A 16,435-nucleotide genomic window follows, 5' to 3' on the forward strand; every position below is an offset into this window, starting at 1 on the left:
GGCCGGGGAACCCTCGCCGGCGGCCCGCCGTTGAGCCTTCGAAGGCGGGTTTCCCGGACGTCCCAGGCGGACGTCGGTGACAATGCCGGTGTACCGTCCGAAGAACAGTCTTTACTCACAGCAGCATTTACCTACGGGCAGGAGGGACGGGGCGGCTTCCGCTCCGTATGGATGGACGTGAAGCGATACTTCCGTGGGCCGGTCATGTGGATCGTGCTGGCCGTCCTCGCCGTGGTCGTGTTGATGAATGTCGTCGGCTCGGGTGGCGGCTACAAGACGGTGGACACCGGCAAGGTGATCCAGGCGATCAATAAGAACCAGGTGGACGAGGCCAAGCTCACCACCGGTGACGATCACATCATCAAGATCGAGCTGAAGGACGGCCAGAAGCTCTCGGGCGAGTCCGGCAGCAAGTTCCAGGCGAGCTACATCGGCGACCAGGGCGTCCAGATCGCCGACGCGCTGCAGAAGAAGTTCGAGAGCGGTGACATCGACAAGGGCTACACCGTCTCGCCGTCGAAGCAGTCCCCGTTCGTCTCGATCCTCTTCACGCTGCTGCCGTTCGTCCTCATCGTGGTCGTCTTCCTGTTCCTGATGAATCAGATGCAGGGCGGCGGCTCCAAGGTCATGCAGTTCGGCAAGTCCAAGGCCAAGCTGATCACCAAGGACACCCCCAAGACGACCTTCGCCGACGTGGCGGGTTCGGACGAGGCGGTCGAGGAGCTCCAGGAGATCAAGGAGTTCCTCCAGGAGCCGGCGAAGTTCCAGGCCGTCGGCGCCAAGATCCCCAAGGGCGTCCTGCTGTACGGGCCTCCCGGTACGGGCAAGACCCTGCTCGCCCGCGCCGTCGCCGGCGAGGCGGGCGTCCCGTTCTACTCGATCTCCGGCTCCGACTTCGTCGAGATGTTCGTCGGTGTCGGTGCCTCCCGGGTGCGCGACCTCTTCGAGCAGGCCAAGGCGAACGCCCCGGCGATCGTCTTCGTCGACGAGATCGACGCCGTCGGCCGCCACCGCGGCGCCGGCATGGGCGGCGGCCACGACGAGCGCGAGCAGACGCTCAACCAGCTCCTCGTGGAGATGGACGGCTTCGACGTGAAGGGCGGCGTCATCCTGATCGCCGCCACCAACCGGCCGGACATCCTCGACCCGGCGCTGCTGCGTCCGGGCCGCTTCGACCGGCAGATCGCGGTCGACCGCCCCGACATGCAGGGCCGTCTGGAGATCCTCAAGGTCCACCAGAAGGGCAAGCCGGTCGCCCCGGACGTCGACCTCGGCGCCGTCGCCCGCCGCACGCCCGGCTTCACCGGTGCCGACCTGTCGAACGTGCTGAACGAAGCGGCGCTCCTCACGGCGCGCAGCAACCAGAAGCTCATCGACAACGCCACGCTCGACGAGGCCATCGACCGCGTCGTGGCGGGTCCGCAGAAGCGGACCCGGATCATGTCCGAGAAGGAGAAGAAGATCACCGCGTACCACGAGGGCGGACACGCCCTGGTCGCGGCGGCCTCCCCCCAGTCGGACCCGGTCCACAAGATCACGATCCTCTCCCGCGGCCGCGCACTCGGTTACACGATGGTGCTCCCGGAGGAGGACAAGTACTCCACGACCCGCAACGAGATGCTCGACCAGCTGGCGTACATGCTGGGCGGGCGCGCGGCCGAGGAGCTGGTCTTCCACGACCCGACCACCGGCGCGGCGAACGACATCGAGAAGGCCACCGCGACGGCCCGCGCGATGGTCACGCAGTACGGCATGACCGAGCGGCTCGGCGCGATCAAGTTCGGCGGCGACAACACCGAACCGTTCGTGGGCCGCGAGATGGGCCACCAGCGCGACTACTCCGAAGAGGTCGCCGCGCTGGTCGACGAAGAGGTCAAGAAGCTCATCGAGACCGCCCACAACGACGCGTGGGAGATCCTCGTCGAGAACCGCGACGTGCTGGACGCCCTGGTCCTCCAGCTCCTGGAGAAGGAGACCCTGGGCAAGGCGGAGATCGCCGAGATCTTCGCCCCGATCGTCAAGCGCCCGGCCCGCCCCGCGTGGACCGGCTCGTCACGGCGCACGCCGTCCACCCGGCCCCCGGTGCTCTCCCCGAAGGAGCTCGCCCTCACCAACGGCGCCACCACGACCAACGGCTCGGTCACGGACACCCCCGCCGAGTCGGTCACGGAGGACCGCCCCGAGAGCTAGACCCGTCCCCGGTGTGGCCCCCGTCACGGGGCCCGCACCGGGCCCGGAATGGATGCCGCGCCCCCCAGGTTTTAGCCTGTGGGGGCGCGGCATTTCCGTACACCTGCGCGGATGGCACCGCGATAAGGCACAGAGGAACGAGGCACAGATGACCGACCCGGTGACGCTGGACGGCCAGGGCTCGATCGGCGAGTTCGACGAGAAGCGGGCCGAGGCGGCCGTACGCGAGCTCCTGATCGCCGTCGGCGAGGACCCGGACCGGGAGGGCCTGCGGGAGACGCCGGCGCGGGTGGCGCGGGCCTACAAGGAGATCCTGGCCGGCCTGCGGCAGGAGCCCGAGGACGTCCTCACGACCACGTTCGACCTCGGCCACGACGAGATGGTGCTGGTCAAGGACATCGAGATCGTCAGCCTCTGCGAGCACCACCTGCTTCCGTTCCACGGGGTCGCCCACATCGGGTACATCCCCGCGGAGAGCGGCAAGATCACGGGGCTGTCCAAGCTCGCGCGCCTGGTCGAGGTGTTCGCCCGCCGACCGCAGGTGCAGGAGCGCCTCACCACGCAGGTGGCCGACTCCCTGATGCGCATCCTGGAAGCACGTGGCGCCATCGTGGTCATCGAGGCCGAGCACATGTGCATGTCGGTCCGGGGCATCCGCAAGCCGGGCGCGAAGACGACGACCTCCGCGGTGCGGGGTCAGCTGCGTGACTCCTCCACCCGAGCCGAGGCGATGAGCCTGATACTGGCGCGCTAGCCGGATTGTCAGAGGCCGGCCCTATTCTCCTGGATCACGACCGATGTCGGATCCGGGGGGAAAGGCCATGGGCTACGGACTGCCGAGCAGGCAGACGGTGAATGCCGTGGGCGGGCGGGAGCGGGCCGCGGGCGTGGCGGTGGGCTTCCGCCTCTGGACACTGGACGGGGACCGAACAGCGCGGACGACGGTCATCGAGGTGACGGCCGCCAAAGCGCGTGAGGCCGTGGACGTGGTGACGAGCCACGCCGTCTTCACGGTCTCGCCCGACCAGTTGCTGGGCACCCCGGACGGCTGGGTTCACGCGAGGGACGCGGCCGGCACCGTGCTCGCCTGGAGCCATCCCAGGAAGCTGTGCCGTCGAAGGCTGGTGATCCGGCCCGGATACGACTTCGGCTATGTCGTCGGGGCGACGTGCGCGGACGGAACCGTCGGGAAGAACTACCTCTCGCTGGTGGTGAACGACGAGTGGTTCGCGGCGAAGTACGCGCGGAGCCTTCTGGCCGCGACGGGGCTCCGTGCCCGGCTGGAAGCGGTGACGCGCCCGTCCGGGTACCTGGGACGGGACGTGCCCGGTTTTCGTGTGCGCGTGGTCTCCTCGTACCTCGCCGATGCGATGCGTCAGTACACCGGCGGCGACGCGCACCACATGCGGCAGGGATTCCCGCGTGTCGTCCTGCGGGACATGACCGTGTTCGAAGGCTTCCTGGACGGGTACGCGGACGGCGACGGCTGCCGGAGCAGAACGTGGGCCGGACGGGTTCTGGTGAGCGCGAACGTCGGATTCCTGACGCAGCTCGCCGAGGTGATCGGTGCGCGGTTCACGCCTCGTCCGAAGGGGACGGCCTCGCATCTGGTGGTGGTCGACGCGTGGGCTTCCCGGGGAACGTTCCGACCCGAACACCATGCGCTGGAGCCGTCGGAGTCGGCATGGGTGGAGGTCAGCGATGTGCGGCTGCGGAAGGCGCCGGGAAAGCCCTTCACCTTCTACGGGTATCGGCTTGCTCCGTACCCGACGTTCCTGGTCAACGGGCATCTGGCCCGCGAGATGTGGTGACCGGTACGGACGGTGCCCGCTACGCCCCCGCCGCGCTCTTGTTGCCGTTGCCGTCGCCGTCCCTGTCGTCCGGGAGCTTGCAGACGTGTTCGAGGAAGAGGGCGGCGGCGACGACCGCGATGCCGGCGAGGACGGCGAAGCCCGCGTAGACGGCCTGGTCGCGGCGGGGCGGGATGTCGAGGGAGCCGAGGAGGAAGATGCCGTCCCCGGCGTAGAGGCCGGCGACCAGGGCGACGACGAGGGCGCTGGCCTGGGCGAAGACGACGGCGCGGGCGGCCATCATCGGCTCGACGCCCTTGGCGCCGGGGCGCCGTTCGCGCTGGGCGCGGAAGCGGGCGCGCAGGGAGAGGGCCGTGGCCAGCAGGACGACGGCGATGACGGCGAGCACGATGGGGGCGGCCAGGGGGACGGCGGGCAGGGTGCCGAAGGCGCTCCAGAGGCGGGCGGCGCCCCAGGAGAGGATCGTGGCGGCGGCGAAGAGGCCCGCCAGTACTCCGAGCCGTAGTTGCTTCACCGGGTGAGCCGCCCTTCGCCGCCTGTTCCTGTCCTGCTGTCTGCGATGAGCCTAACGACTACTCGGGCAGCCGGAGTTCCAGATCGGTCCTGGGGAGAACGCCGCCGCGGCCCACGCCGTCCAGCAGCTCGGCGACCGGTCCGGCGCCGGGGAGCTGGGCCTCGGGGTCCACGTCGTGCCACGGGGCGAGGACGAAGGCGCGCTCACGGGCCCGGGGGTGGGGGAGGGTGAGGACGGGGTCGTCGGAGACCACGTCCGCGTAGGCGACGATGTCGACGTCGATGGTGCGCGGGCCCCAGCGCTCGTCGCGGACGCGGTCGAAGGCCTCCTCGATGGCCTGGCCGCGCTCCAGCAGGGAGGACGGGGGCAGCGTCGTCTTCACGACGATCACCGCGTTGAAGTACGAGGGCTGGGAGCCCGGCTCGACGCCCCAGGGCTCCGTCTCGTACACCGGGGAGACCGCCTTGACCCGGAGGCCGGGGGTGTCCTCCAGGGCGTCGATGGCCCCCTGGAGGGTCTCCAGGCGGTTGCCCAGGTTGGAGCCGAGCGAGAGCACGGCCCGTTTGGGGTTGGAGAGGGTGATGTCCGCGGCGTCCACCTGCTCGACGACGGCGGCGGGCACCGGCTGTACGGTCGGGTCGCTCTGCCCCTCGGTGGAAAATGCGCTCATGCTCGGCTCCGGGTGATGGTGACGGTGACGTCGTCGAAGGGGACGGTGATGGGTGCGTCCGGCTTGTGCACCACGACCTCCACCTCCTGGACGCCTTCGTGCGCGAGGCACTGCTGGGCGATGCGCTCCGCGAGGGTCTCGATCAGATCGACCGGCTCGCCCCGGACCACGTCGACGACCTCCTCGGCGACCACGCCGTAGTGCACGGTCTTCGTGAGGTCGTCGGCGGCTGCCGCGGGGCGGGTGTCGAGGCCGAGCACCAGGTCCACGATGAACGTCTGCCCCTCTTCCCGTTCCTTGGGGAAGACGCCATGGTGCCCACGGGCCTTGAGGCCGCGCAGCGCGACACGATCCACGCGAATCACTCCTGCTGTTGTTGTCGAAGGGGTGCAGGGCCGCGTGCGGGCGGCGGTGTACCCGGATCCGAATCTACCCGCGCGCACGGACACCCCTCCCCCATGGGGGCTATGGACAGGGCGTCACGGGACTGGTAGCCGACTGGCCCTCGTACCCCGATGTGCCCGGTTCCAACCCCCTCGCGTCGTCTTTGGGCCCGAGGGTGTGGGGGAACCCACTCAGGAGGGGGACTCTTCGTCCGTTTCCTCGCCGGTTTCGGCCAGTACGGGTGATCCGTGGTGCGACCAGAGTCTCCAGCCGTCCGGAGTGCGGCGGAACACATTGGTCGCGACGACCAGTTGGCCGACGAGCGGGCCGAGCGAGCCGCCCTCCTCGGCGGGGCCGCCGCTGAGGATGTTCTCGGTGCAGGTCACCAGCGCGGTGTCCCCGGTCATGGAGACCACGACGTCGGTGAGGAAGAACTGGATGTACTCGGTGCTCGCCATGATCAGCGCATAGCTGCGCAGGACCTCGCGGCGTCCGGTGAGCACCGGCCAGCCGGGGTGGACGCAGGAGACCGTGAGGTCCTCGCCGGGCAGGAAGAGCGAGGTGAGCGCGTCCAGGTCGCCCTCCTCCACGGCCGTGTAGAACGCGGTGTTGGCCCGTTCGACCGCCTCGATGTCGGCGGCGGCGGAGGCGGGGTCGTCCCGGGGGTCGTTCACGCGGCTCCCTCGACCGCGCGGGCGACCCGGACGGCGTCGGCGGTGGCGCGCACCTCGTGGACCCGGACGGCCCAGGCCCCGGCGGCGGCGGAGAGGGCGGAGACGGCGGCGGTGGCGGCGTCGCGTTCCCGGGCGGGCGGCGGGGCGGCGCCCTCGCGGGCCAGGACCCGGCCGAGGAACCGCTTGCGGGAGGCGGCGACCAGCAGGGGCCGGCCGAGGCCGTGGAGGGCGTCGAGTCCGGCGATGAGGGACAGGTCGTGACCGGCCTCCTTGGCGAAGCCGAGGCCGGGGTCGATCACGATCCGTTCGGGGGCGACGCCGCCCGTGACCACGGCGTCCATCCGGGCGCGGAGCTCGTCGACGACCTCGGTGACGACGTCCTCGTACACCGCGCGGCTGTTCATCGACTCGCTGAAGCCGCGCCAGTGCATGACGACGAAGGGCACCGAGGCGGCGGCGACGACGGGGACCATGTCGGGGTCGGCGAGGCCGCCGCTGACGTCGTTGACCAGGACCGCGCCGGCGGCGACGGCCTGCTCGGCGACGCGGGCCCGCATGGTGTCGACGGAGACCGTGACGCCTTCGGAGGCCAGCCCGCGCACGACCGGTACGACGCGTCGCAGTTCCTCGGCCTCGTCCACCCGGGTGGCGCCGGGGCGGGTCGACTCGCCGCCGACGTCGACCAGGTCGGCGCCCTCCGCGACCAGGTCGAGGCCGTGCTTGACGGCCGTCGTGGTGTCGAACCAGCGGCCCCCGTCGGAGAAGGAGTCGGGGGTCACGTTGACGACGCCCATGACCGCGCAGCGGTCCCACTCCGGCAGGCCCTGGACCGTGCCTCGTCCTTGCAACGTACTCATACGACCAGCGTAGGGCCTGAGGGGGCGCGGTCAGGCGGCGTGGATGCCGTGCTCCCCGGAGGAGGCTCGGGTGTGGGGGCAGGGGCGGCGGCCGCCGGGGGAGAGCCGGCGGGCCAGGGGGCGGGGGAGTGCGAGGGTGACGAAGCCCTCGGCCTGCATGGCGGCGAAGGAGATCCGGGGGAGGTCGCGGGCGGTGCGGTAGACGACGAAGCGGGGCTCCCAGCGGGGCCGGAACTTGGCGTTGAACTTGTACAGCGATTCGATCTGGAACCAGCGGGAGAGGAAGACCAGCAGCCCGCGCCAGACGCGCAGCACCGGGCCCGCGCCCAGTTTCTCGCCCCGGGCCAGGGCGGAGCGGAACATCGCGAAGTTGAGCGAGACGCGGCTGATCCCGAGCCGGGGCGCGGCCTGGAGGGAGGCGACGATCAGCAGCTCGTTCATCCCCGGGTCGGCGGAGCGGTCGCGGCGCATGAGGTCGAGGGACATGCCGTCGGTGCCCCAGGGGACGAAGTGGAGGACGGCCTTGAGATCGCCGTACGGGGAGTCGGCGGCGTCCTCGTCGGGCTTGTGGGCGGTGGCGACGAAGCAGTCCCGGTCGGCCTCGTCGCCGATCCGGCCGAGTGCCATGGAGAAGCCGCGTTCGGTGTCGGTGCCGCGCCAGTCGGCGGCGGCGCGGCGGATGCGGGCCAGTTCGGCCTCGCCGATGTCGGCGACGCGCCGGACCCGGGTGACGTAGCCGCCGCGCTCAATGCGTTTCACCATCTGACGGACGTTGCGCATGGCCCGTCCGGCCAGGGAGAAATCCGCGACGTCCACCACCGCCTCGTCGCCGAGCTCCAGGGCGTCCAGTCCGGTCTCGCGGGTCCAGACCTCGCCGCCGGTCTCGCTGCACCCCATGACGGCGGGGGTCCAGGAGTGGGCGCGGGCCTCGTCCATGAAGCGTTCGATGGCGCCGGGCCAGGCCTCCACGTCGCCGATGGGGTCGCCGCTGGCCAGCATCACGCCGGAGACGACGCGGTAGCAGACGGCGGCCTTGCCGCTGGGTGAGAAGACGACGCCCTTGTCGCGGCGGAGCGCGAAGTGGCCGAGGGAGTCGCGGCCGCCGTGGCGTTCCAGAAGGGCGCGCAGCCGGGTCTCGTCGTCCTCGGTGAGCCGGGCGGCGGGGTGCTCGGGGCGGAAGGCCAGATAGATGGTGGTGACGGCGGTGAGCAGGCCGAGCGCGCCCAGGGAGTAGGCGACGGTCCAGGAGGTGTCGCCCGCGTACTCGACCGGTCCCTCGAAGCCGAACAGGCCGTACAGCACGTGCTGGAGGCGGTCGGCGATGCTCGGGCTGCCGACCAGCCGGCCCGGGTGGACGCTGACGACGACCAGTCCGAGCCCCAGCGAACCGGCACCGAGCAGCACGAAGTTGGCCAGGGCGCGCCAGCGGCTGCGCGGGTCGGGGAGGGCGGCGAACTCGCTCCGGTGGCGCAGCAGCAGCCAGCACAGGGCCAGGGAGACGAGGACGCCGATGACCGAATGGCGGTAGGTGAACTGGGCGACGGCACCGGCCGGCAGGAGGACCACGGCGGCCCGCCAGGCGCGCCGCTTGCGCCGTTTCAGGCCGTGGGCCAGGAGCAGCAGCAGGACGCCCGCGCTGAGGGCGAGGGCGGCGGCGAAGGGGCCGAGGGCGCCGGGCAGCACCTCGGCGAGGGTGTGCATCCGGCTGTGCCGGAAGCGCGGGAAGACGCCCGCGGCGATGTCGATCAGGCCGACGGCGGTGCAGGCGGTGCCGACGAGTCCCGGCACGGCTTCGGCCCGTGGTGCGTGGACGAACCTGCGTACGCCCATCGGAACCGTTCCTGATTTATCCCCATCTAGCGTGACAGACATGCTTCCGTAGCTCCGCGCGAGAGTGTGGAGTCCGTCGGCCGAGGCCCTCCGGACGAGGTGCGCCCTCTAGGACGAGGCTTCCGGGGGACCGGTTCATCCGGCACCCGGAAATTTCCTGACAAGAAAGTTCAACCGCCATGGGCCTTACCGGTCACGCAGTGCTGATCCTGGCGATCACGAGTGCCGTCGTGCTGTTCGCCGCCACCATCTGGCTCTGGCCCCGGCTGGCCCGGCGGAGCGCCGCCGCGGTGTGCGGCCGGGTGGGGCTGATGCTGGGCACCCAGCTCGCGGTCTTCGTCTCGGTGGCGCTGCTGGCCAACAACTCCTTCCTGTTCTACGGCTCCTGGGCGGATCTGTTCGGGCGTACGCAGGAGCTGGGCGTGGTCACCGACCAGGCGCGGGGGACGCTGGCGGCGAAGAACATCGTCCGGGTGGGGACGCAGCGGCCGGAGGGTCCGGGCGGTTCGCGTCCGGCGGCGGTCGGCCGGATCGACAAGGTGGTGATCGCGGGGCGGCACTCGGGGATCGAGACCTCGGCGTACGTGTATCTGCCGCCGGAGTACTTCCAGCCGGCGTTCGCCCGGCGGAGGTTCCCCGCCGTGGTGGTGCTGACCGGTTATCCGGGGACCGCGGAGAACCTGATCAAGGGGCTGGCCTACCCCCGGACGGCTCTGGAGCGGGTGCGGGCCGGGCGGGCCCAGCCGATGGTCCTGGTGATGCTGCGGCCGACGGTGGCGCCGCCGCGCGACACCGAGTGCGTGGACATAAAGGGAGGTCCGAAGACGGAGACCTTCTTCGCGAAGGATCTGCCGCCGGCGGTGTCGGCGGGCTACCGGGTGGGCCGGCACGCCCGCAACTGGGGCATCATCGGCAACTCGACCGGCGGGTACTGCGCCCTGAAGATCGGTCTGCACCATCCGGACCGCTACACCGCGAGCGCGGGTCTCTCGGCGTACTACAAGGCGGCCGAGGACCCGACGACCGGTGACCTGTTCCACGGCAGCCGGGCCGCGCGCGAGCGTGCCGATCTGCTGTGGACCCTGGAGAACCGGCCGCAGCCCGACTCCTCCTTCCTGGTGACGACGTCGCGCCACGGGGAGTCGAACTACGCCGACACGCGCCGGTTCGTGGCGAAGGTGAAGCGGCCGGCCCAGGTCTCGTCGATCGTGCTGGACAGCGGCGGGCACAACTTCAACACCTGGCGCCGGGAGATCCCGGCGGCGCTGGAGTGGCTGAGCAGCCGGCTCAGCGAGAACTGAGCGGCGGTCAGGAGGCCTCCCGCCCGGCGATGCCCGCGACGCTCTCCACGTCGACCTCGGCCCGGGAGACGTCCCGGCCGTCCGCGCCGACCGAGCGGCGCAGCGCCTCGTGGAGCCGGGCCGGGGTGAGGACGCCGAGGAAGCGGCCGGTCTCCTCCTCGTCGATGACGGCGATCCAGCCGGCGTCGTGCTGGAGCATCGTGGCGAACGCCTGTTTGAGCGAGGCGCCGACGGGGAGCCAGGCCTCCATCCGGCGGGCGTGCTCGCGGACCGTGCCCCCGGTCCCGGACTCCGTCCCCCCGGCGGGGATCCAGCCGTGCAGCCGATCCTCGCCGTCCAGGACGACCGCCCAGCGCGCCCCTTCCGCGCGCAGCCGCGCGGTGGCGGTGTCCAGCGGGTCGTCGAGGTGGACGACCGGGGGGCGGTCGAGGTCGCCCTCCTCGACGGGGGTGACCGAGAGGCGCTTGAGCCCCCGGTCGGCGCCGACGAAGTCCGCGACGTACGGAGTGGCCGGGGCGCCGAGCACCGTGGCCGGCGGGTCGAACTGCTCGATCGAGCCCTGGCCGTAGACGGCGATCCGGTCGCCGAGGCGGACGGCCTCCTCGATGTCGTGCGTGACGAGGAGGACGGTTTTGCGGACCTGGGCCTGAAGGCGCAGGAATTCGTTCTGGAGCCGTTCCCTGACCACCGGGTCGACGGCCCCGAAAGGCTCGTCCATCAGCAGGACGGGCGGGTCGGCGGCCAATGCGCGGGCGACGCCGACGCGTTGGCGCTGGCCGCCGGAGAGCTGTTCGGGATAGCGGTCGCCATAAACGGAAGGATCGAGTCCGACGAGGTCGAGGAGTTCCGCCGCGCGCGCCCTTCCCTTTCCGCGTTTCCAGCCGAGCAGATGCGGCACGGTCGCGGTGTTCTCCAGGACCGTGCGGTGCGGGAAGAGGCCGACCTGCTGGATCACATAGCCGATGCGGCGGCGGAGCCGGACGGGGTCGATGGCGGATATGTCGTCCCCGTCGAGGAATATCCGCCCCTCGGTCGGTTCGATGAGCCGGTTCACCATCTTCATGGTGGTCGTCTTGCCGCAGCCCGACGGGCCGACGAGCGTGACCAGTTCGCCCTCGGCGACCTCGAAGGAAAGGTCGTCGACCGCCGTGGTGCCGTCCTCATAGCGCTTGGTGACGTGCTCGAAACGGATCATGGGTCCCCATTGTGGCGCGAGTTCTGTGAAGGACGTGTTGCCGGAATACCACGGCCTCGGTGATTGTCAGTGGTCGAGGATAGGCTCGCCGGACATCAGTACGAGAGCGCATCCGGGAGGTGGGGACGGGATGGCCGGACAGAACTGCCTGGTGACGAACGACTGGATCTGCGGGGAGTATCTCCGTTCCCGCAGCCAGGAGTTGACCGACGCCACGGTCCAGCACATCTGGATCACCGCGGTCTCGGTCGCGATCGGTGTGGCCGTGGCGTTTCCGCTGGCGCTGCTCGCCCGGCGCGGACGGCGGTTCGCCGGACCGGTGCTCGGGCTGACGACGGTGCTCTACACCGTTCCCTCGCTCGCCATGTTCTCGCTGCTGCTGCCGCTGTTCGGCCTCTCCGCCGCGCTGGTCGTCACCGGGCTGGTGCTGTATTCGCTGACCGTCCTGGTCCGCAACACGCTGGCGGGACTCGAAGCCGTCCCCCAGGAGGCGAAGGACGCCGCCCGGGGGATGGGGTACGGGCCGGTTCGGCTGCTGTGGGAGGTGGAACTGCCGCTGGCGCTCCCCGCGCTGATCGCCGGGGTCCGCATCGCCACGGTCTCCACGATCGCGCTGACCACCGTCGGCTCGATCGTCGGCCGCGGCGGGCTGGGCAATCTCATCAGCGAGGCCCTGCCGAGCTTCTTCAAGGCCCAGGTGCTGGCCGCCTCCGTGCTCTGCGTGCTGCTCGCGGTCGTCGCCGACCTGCTGCTGCTCGGCGTGCAGCGGCTGCTCACCCCCTGGACCCGGATATCCGCCGCCCCTCGCGGCCGGCGCACGGCGGAGGCGGTCTGACCATGGGAGTGCTCGCGGACGCCTGGACCTGGCTCACCACCGGGGACCACTGGACGGGGGAGAGCGGGGTGGCCCACCGGCTCGGGGAGCATCTGTACGTCAGCGGGGTGGCGCTCGTCCTGTCGTGCGCGCTCGCGCTGCCCGTCGCGTTCCTCCTGGGGCATCTGGGGAAGGGCGGCGCGCTCGCCGTCAACCTCTCCAACATCGGACGGGCGATCCCCGTCTTCGCGGTGCTCGCCCTCTTCATGGTCTCGCCCCTGCGCAACGCCGGATACGTGCCGACGGTGATCGCCCTGGTGCTGTTCGCCGTGCCCCCGCTGCTGACCAACGCCTACGTCGGCATGACGGAGGTGGACCGCTCGGTGACGGAGGCCGCGCGCGGCATGGGCATGTCCGGCGGACAGCTCTTCCTCCGCGTCGAACTCCCCCTGGCGTACCCGATGGTGATGACCGGGCTGCGCTCCGCCGCCGTCCAGGTCGTCGCCACGGCGACCATCGCCGCGATGGCCGGCCAGGGCGGCCTCGGCCGGATCATCACCGCCGGCTTCAACACGTACAACACCCCGCAGGTGGTCGCGGGCGCCCTGCTCGTCGCCGTGCTGGCCCTGCTGGTGGAGGCGGTGCTGCTCGCCGCCGACCGGCTGCTGTCACCGATGCGCCGCCGCCGGACGGCATGAGCCCCGGCCCGCCCGCCCCACCGTTTCCGCATGTCATCTACGGCCCCCACGGCCCCGGACGGAGAACACCATGAGCAGGATCTCGCGCACCGCAGGCGCGGTCATCGGCATCATCGCCCTCGCGGGCTCGCTCGCCGCCTGCGGTGGTGACAGCCTGGAGAAGGACAAGGGCGGTTCCCCGGACAAGGGGTCGCAGAAGAAGGGCTCGCTCGTCGTGGGCGCCGCCGCCTTCACCGAATCCAAGGTCCTGGCCGAGCTGTACGCGGGCGTCCTCGCCGACGCCGGATACAGCACCTCGGTCACCACGGTGGAGAACCGCGAACTGTACGAACCCTCCCTGGAGAAGGGCGAGATCGACGTCGTTCCCGAATACGCGGCGACGATCGCGGAATTCCTCAACGCGAAGGTGAACGGGGCGAAGGCCGCCGAGGCGAAGCCCGTCGCCTCGGGCGACACCGCCGCCACGGTCGCCGCGCTGGAGAAGCTCGCCGCCCCGCGCGGACTGAAGGTCCTTCCGGCCGGGAAGGCCGTCGACCAGAACGCCTTCGCGGTCACCAGGGAATTCGCCGAGAAGAACAAGCTGACCACCCTTTCCGATCTCGGCGCCGCCAAGATCAAGGTGCGCATCGCCGCGGGCGACGAGTGCGAGGTCCGGCCCTTCTGCGCCCCCGGACTGAAGAAGACCTACGGCATCGACGTCGCCGGCATCGACCCCAAGGGCGTCGGCACCCCGCAGTCCAAGCAGGCGGTCAAGGACGGCAAGGACCAGCTGGTCCTCACCACCACCACCGATGCCGTCCTGGACAGCTTCGGCCTGGTCTTCCTGGAGGACGACAAGAAGCTCCAGAACGCGGACAACGTGCTGCCGGTGGTCAATGCCGAGGACGCCGGTGCCCAGGACATCGCCGACGCCCTGGGCCGGCTCACCGAGGTGCTCACCACCGAGGATCTGGCCGGGCTGAACCGCAAGGTGGACGCCGAGCGCGCCAAGCCCGCGGACGTGGCAGCGGAATACCTGCGTTCCAAGAGCCTGATCAAGAAGTAGCGCGGCCGGAATCGGGGATTCAGGGGCCGTCAGGTAACTGCCGGGGAACAGATTGCCTGGCGGCGCCCCAATCCGCTCGGACGCACGGTAAATTTCACGCCATGCCACGTGGACGCCACCGCCATTCACCCCCACTGCACAGAATCCTTCCGCCTTCGGCCGTCGCCGGAGTCGCGGTGCTCTGTGCCGCGGGAGCCTGGCTGCTCGCCGAGCCGCTGGTCCTGCGGGGACTGGTCGCCGCCGCCGCGGCCGCCGCCGTCACCGGCGCGTATCTGATGCGCAGCTGGGACCAGGAGGCAGGCCGTCGCGTCGCGGAGCTGACGCGTGCCCGCGCGAGCGACGAATGGCGTGCCGAGGAGCGCGCGGCCGAGCTGGAGGCCGATCTGGAGGAGTCCCGCGAGCTGCGCGCCCGGCTGGAGGCGAAGCTGCGCCGCAAGCGCGTGGAGCTCGCCGGTCTGCGGGGCGAGCACGCCGCGCTGCTGCGCCGGTACGCCACCGCGGAGACCGAGCGCGCCAGCGTGCTGGAGAGCCGCCGCCGGCTCGCGCTGGAGGCCGCCACGGCCCCCCGCGAGCTGCCCGCCGCCCGCTCCACCCCCACGCCCGGCGCCTATCTGCGCGCCGCCCAGGCGCTGGAGGACCTGAGCCGCAACCGGGCGCTCCAGGAGGCCCGCCGCGCCGCCGAGCAGGCCCGCCGCAGCGTCCTCGACACCCGCGCCCCGGAGCCCGCCGCACCCGCGGTCCGGCAGCAGGCGTCCGCACCGCTGCCCGCCGAGCGCCGGCCCGCCGGGCCGCAGCCGGCCCTGCTGCCGACCCGGCCCTCCCAGGCCCTGCCCCCGGCCCGGGACGCCGCCGCGCTGCCGCCCGCCCGGCCCTCGCAGGCGCTGCACGCGCCGCGCCCGGTGCCGGCCGCCAGCGCGGTCGTCCCGCCGTCGGCCGCCCGGCGCCAGCCGGTGCCGCAGGGCGGCTTCGACTTCTTCGGTACGCAGAAGGCGCGCGCCGCCATCGAGTCCGTGCAGAACGAGGACCTGGCCGACGTGGTGGGCGAGGAGGCGCTCGCCGCGCACCGCACCGGCACGCCGGAGAACCGGGCCGTCGGCAAGGTGATCGACCTGACCGCGCACGACGAGACCGAGCAGCTGGACGTCGCGGAGCTGCGCAGCGCCATCTCGTAACGGCGTCACCCCGCACGGCAGGACGGCCGCCGCCCGGACCCGGGCGGCGGCCGTCGTCCGTTGCGGGGCCGGTTACTTGTCGATGTCGCCGACGACGAAGAACAGCGAGCCGAGGATCGCCACCATGTCGGCGACGAGCGTCCCCGGCAGCAGTTCGGTGAGCGCCTGGATGTTGTTGAACGAGGCGGAGCGCAGCTTCAGCCGGTACGGGGTCTTCTCGCCCTTGGAGACCAGGTAGTAGCCGTTGACGCCGAGCGGGTTCTCCGTCCAGGCGTAGGTGTGGCCCTCCGGGGCCTTGAGGACCTTGGGCAGCCGCTGGTTGACCGGTCCCGGGGCCAGCTCCGCCATCCGGTCCAGACAGGCGTCGGCCAGGTCCAGGGCGTTGTGCGTCTGCTCCAGCAGGCATTCGAACCGGGCCAGGCAGTCGCCCTCGGTCCGGGTGACGACCTTCAGGGTGTCCCGGAGCTCCCCGTACGCGAGGTACGGCTCGTCGCGCCGCAGATCGAAGTCGACCCCGGAGGCGCGGGCGATCGGCCCGGACACCCCGTACGCGTGCACCGCCCCGGCGGACAGCACGCCCACCCCGCGGGTGCGCCCGCGGAAGATCTCGTTGCCGAGCACCAGCCCGTCGTAGACGTCCATCCGGGAGCGGACCGAGGCGACGGCGTCGCGGACCCGGCCGGTCCAGCCCGCCGGAAGGTCCTCCTTGAGACCGCCGACCCGGTTGAACATGTAGTGCATCCGGCCGCCGGAGATCTCCTCCATCACGGCCTGGAGCTCCTCGCGCTCCCGGAAGGCGTGGAACACCGGGGTGATCCCGCCCAGTTCCAGCGGGTACGAACCGAGGAACATCAGATGGTTGAGGACCCGGTTCAGCTCGGCGAGCAGGGTGCGGGTCCACACCGCGCGCTCGGGGACCTCCATGCCGAGCATCCGCTCGACCGCCATCACGACGCCCAGCTCGTTGGAGAACGCCGACAGCCAGTCGTGGCGGTTGGCGAGCATGATGATCTGCCGGTAGTCGCGGGCCTCGAAGAGCTTCTCCGCGCCCCGGTGCATATATCCCACGACCGGTTCGGCCTGCTGGACGCGCTCGCCGTCCAGCACGATACGCAGCCGGAGCACGCCGTGCGTGGAGGGGTGCTGGGGGCCGATGTTGAGCACCATGTCGGTGCTCTCGGCCGCACCGCCGATGCCGATCGTCGTCTCCGTCATGGGGCCAGTATCGCGTGCGGGGGCGTGTCCCCGGGGCCCGCACCCCAATCCCGGGAAGCCCCTAC

General features: G+C 71.3%; 16 protein-coding genes. 8 read left to right on the forward strand and 8 right to left on the reverse strand.

Going from position 1 to position 16,435, the window contains the following annotated elements; genetic code table 11:
* Positions 1 to 171: 171 nt before the first annotated feature.
* From ftsH to ACZ4FH_RS34145, 3 genes are all read left to right on the forward strand, one after another.
* On the forward strand, positions 172 to 2,190 hold the full coding sequence (gene ftsH, locus ACZ4FH_RS34135) for an ATP-dependent zinc metalloprotease FtsH (protein ID WP_467309646.1): 2,019 nt from the start codon (positions 172 to 174) through the stop codon (positions 2,188 to 2,190).
* A 148-nt stretch (positions 2,191 to 2,338) separates the two neighbouring features.
* On the forward strand, positions 2,339 to 2,944 hold the full coding sequence (gene folE, locus ACZ4FH_RS34140; protein ID WP_450683670.1) for a GTP cyclohydrolase I FolE: 606 nt from the start codon (positions 2,339 to 2,341) through the stop codon (positions 2,942 to 2,944).
* Between the two features lie 43 nt (positions 2,945 to 2,987).
* Entirely contained in the window at positions 2,988 to 4,001 is a 1,014-nt protein-coding gene (locus ACZ4FH_RS34145) for a hypothetical protein (RefSeq protein WP_467309647.1), read from the forward strand.
* 19 nt (positions 4,002 to 4,020) lie between these two features.
* Here the strand turns inward: ACZ4FH_RS34145 and ACZ4FH_RS34150 are convergent, their stop codons facing one another.
* The 6 genes from ACZ4FH_RS34150 to ACZ4FH_RS34175 all read right to left on the reverse strand — a co-directional run bounded on the left by ACZ4FH_RS34150 (position 4,021) and on the right by ACZ4FH_RS34175 (position 8,972).
* On the reverse strand, positions 4,021 to 4,515 hold the full coding sequence (locus ACZ4FH_RS34150) for a DUF3180 domain-containing protein (RefSeq protein WP_467309648.1): 495 nt from the start codon (positions 4,513 to 4,515) through the stop codon (positions 4,021 to 4,023).
* 58 nt (positions 4,516 to 4,573) lie between these two features.
* Positions 4,574 to 5,185 carry a 2-amino-4-hydroxy-6-hydroxymethyldihydropteridine diphosphokinase gene (gene folK, locus ACZ4FH_RS34155; RefSeq protein ID WP_467309649.1) on the reverse strand — a complete coding sequence of 204 codons (612 nt, stop codon included), beginning with the start codon at positions 5,183 to 5,185 and terminating at the stop codon, positions 4,574 to 4,576.
* Positions 5,182 to 5,541, reverse strand: a complete 360-nt coding sequence (gene folB / locus ACZ4FH_RS34160) for a dihydroneopterin aldolase (protein WP_467309650.1) — start codon at positions 5,539 to 5,541, stop codon at positions 5,182 to 5,184. Before folB ends, folK begins: the two co-directional genes overlap by 4 nt.
* Positions 5,542 to 5,760: 219 nt before the next feature.
* Positions 5,761 to 6,243, reverse strand: coding sequence for a nuclear transport factor 2 family protein (locus tag ACZ4FH_RS34165; RefSeq protein ID WP_467309651.1), 483 nt, complete (start codon positions 6,241 to 6,243; stop codon positions 5,761 to 5,763).
* Positions 6,240 to 7,100, reverse strand: a complete 861-nt coding sequence (gene folP, locus ACZ4FH_RS34170) for a dihydropteroate synthase (RefSeq protein ID WP_467309652.1) — start codon at positions 7,098 to 7,100, stop codon at positions 6,240 to 6,242. Before folP ends, ACZ4FH_RS34165 begins: the two co-directional genes overlap by 4 nt.
* A gap of 30 nt (positions 7,101 to 7,130) precedes the next feature.
* Complete coding sequence (locus tag ACZ4FH_RS34175; RefSeq protein ID WP_467309653.1) at positions 7,131 to 8,972, reverse strand: phosphatidylglycerol lysyltransferase domain-containing protein; 1,842 nt, start codon at positions 8,970 to 8,972, stop codon at positions 7,131 to 7,133.
* 137 nt (positions 8,973 to 9,109) lie between these two features.
* On the opposite strand from ACZ4FH_RS34175, the gene ACZ4FH_RS34180 reads away from it, so the two are divergent.
* Positions 9,110 to 10,231, forward strand: a complete 1,122-nt coding sequence (locus tag ACZ4FH_RS34180) for an alpha/beta hydrolase (RefSeq protein WP_467309654.1) — start codon at positions 9,110 to 9,112, stop codon at positions 10,229 to 10,231.
* Positions 10,232 to 10,238: 7 nt separating this feature from the next.
* On the opposite strand, the gene ACZ4FH_RS34185 is transcribed toward ACZ4FH_RS34180, so the two are convergent.
* Positions 10,239 to 11,426 (reverse strand): ABC transporter ATP-binding protein, encoded by a 1,188-nt coding sequence (locus ACZ4FH_RS34185; protein ID WP_467309655.1) that lies wholly within the window; start codon positions 11,424 to 11,426, stop codon positions 10,239 to 10,241.
* 130 nt (positions 11,427 to 11,556) lie between these two features.
* Between ACZ4FH_RS34185 and ACZ4FH_RS34190 the strand changes: the two genes are divergently transcribed.
* The 4 genes from ACZ4FH_RS34190 to ACZ4FH_RS34205 all read left to right on the forward strand — a co-directional run bounded on the left by ACZ4FH_RS34190 (position 11,557) and on the right by ACZ4FH_RS34205 (position 15,155).
* Positions 11,557 to 12,261: an ABC transporter permease gene (locus tag ACZ4FH_RS34190; RefSeq protein WP_467309656.1), complete on the forward strand. Its 705-nt coding sequence runs from the start codon at positions 11,557 to 11,559 to the stop codon at positions 12,259 to 12,261.
* 2 nt (positions 12,262 to 12,263) lie between these two features.
* On the forward strand, positions 12,264 to 12,938 hold the full coding sequence (locus ACZ4FH_RS34195) for an ABC transporter permease (protein WP_383648689.1): 675 nt from the start codon (positions 12,264 to 12,266) through the stop codon (positions 12,936 to 12,938).
* 70 nt (positions 12,939 to 13,008) lie between these two features.
* Positions 13,009 to 13,983, forward strand: a complete 975-nt coding sequence (locus ACZ4FH_RS34200) for an ABC transporter substrate-binding protein (protein ID WP_467309657.1) — start codon at positions 13,009 to 13,011, stop codon at positions 13,981 to 13,983.
* A 101-nt stretch (positions 13,984 to 14,084) separates the two neighbouring features.
* The gene (locus tag ACZ4FH_RS34205) at positions 14,085 to 15,155 is read left to right on the forward strand and encodes a serine/threonine-protein kinase (RefSeq protein WP_467309658.1); all 1,071 of its coding nucleotides are present in this window, start codon (positions 14,085 to 14,087) and stop codon (positions 15,153 to 15,155) included.
* 72 nt (positions 15,156 to 15,227) lie between these two features.
* Here the strand turns inward: ACZ4FH_RS34205 and ACZ4FH_RS34210 are convergent, their stop codons facing one another.
* Positions 15,228 to 16,370: an NADH-quinone oxidoreductase subunit D gene (locus tag ACZ4FH_RS34210; protein WP_467309659.1), complete on the reverse strand. Its 1,143-nt coding sequence runs from the start codon at positions 16,368 to 16,370 to the stop codon at positions 15,228 to 15,230.
* Positions 16,371 to 16,435: the final 65 nt, after the last annotated feature.

Source organism: Streptomyces sp. NPDC024555, assembly GCF_055559335.1.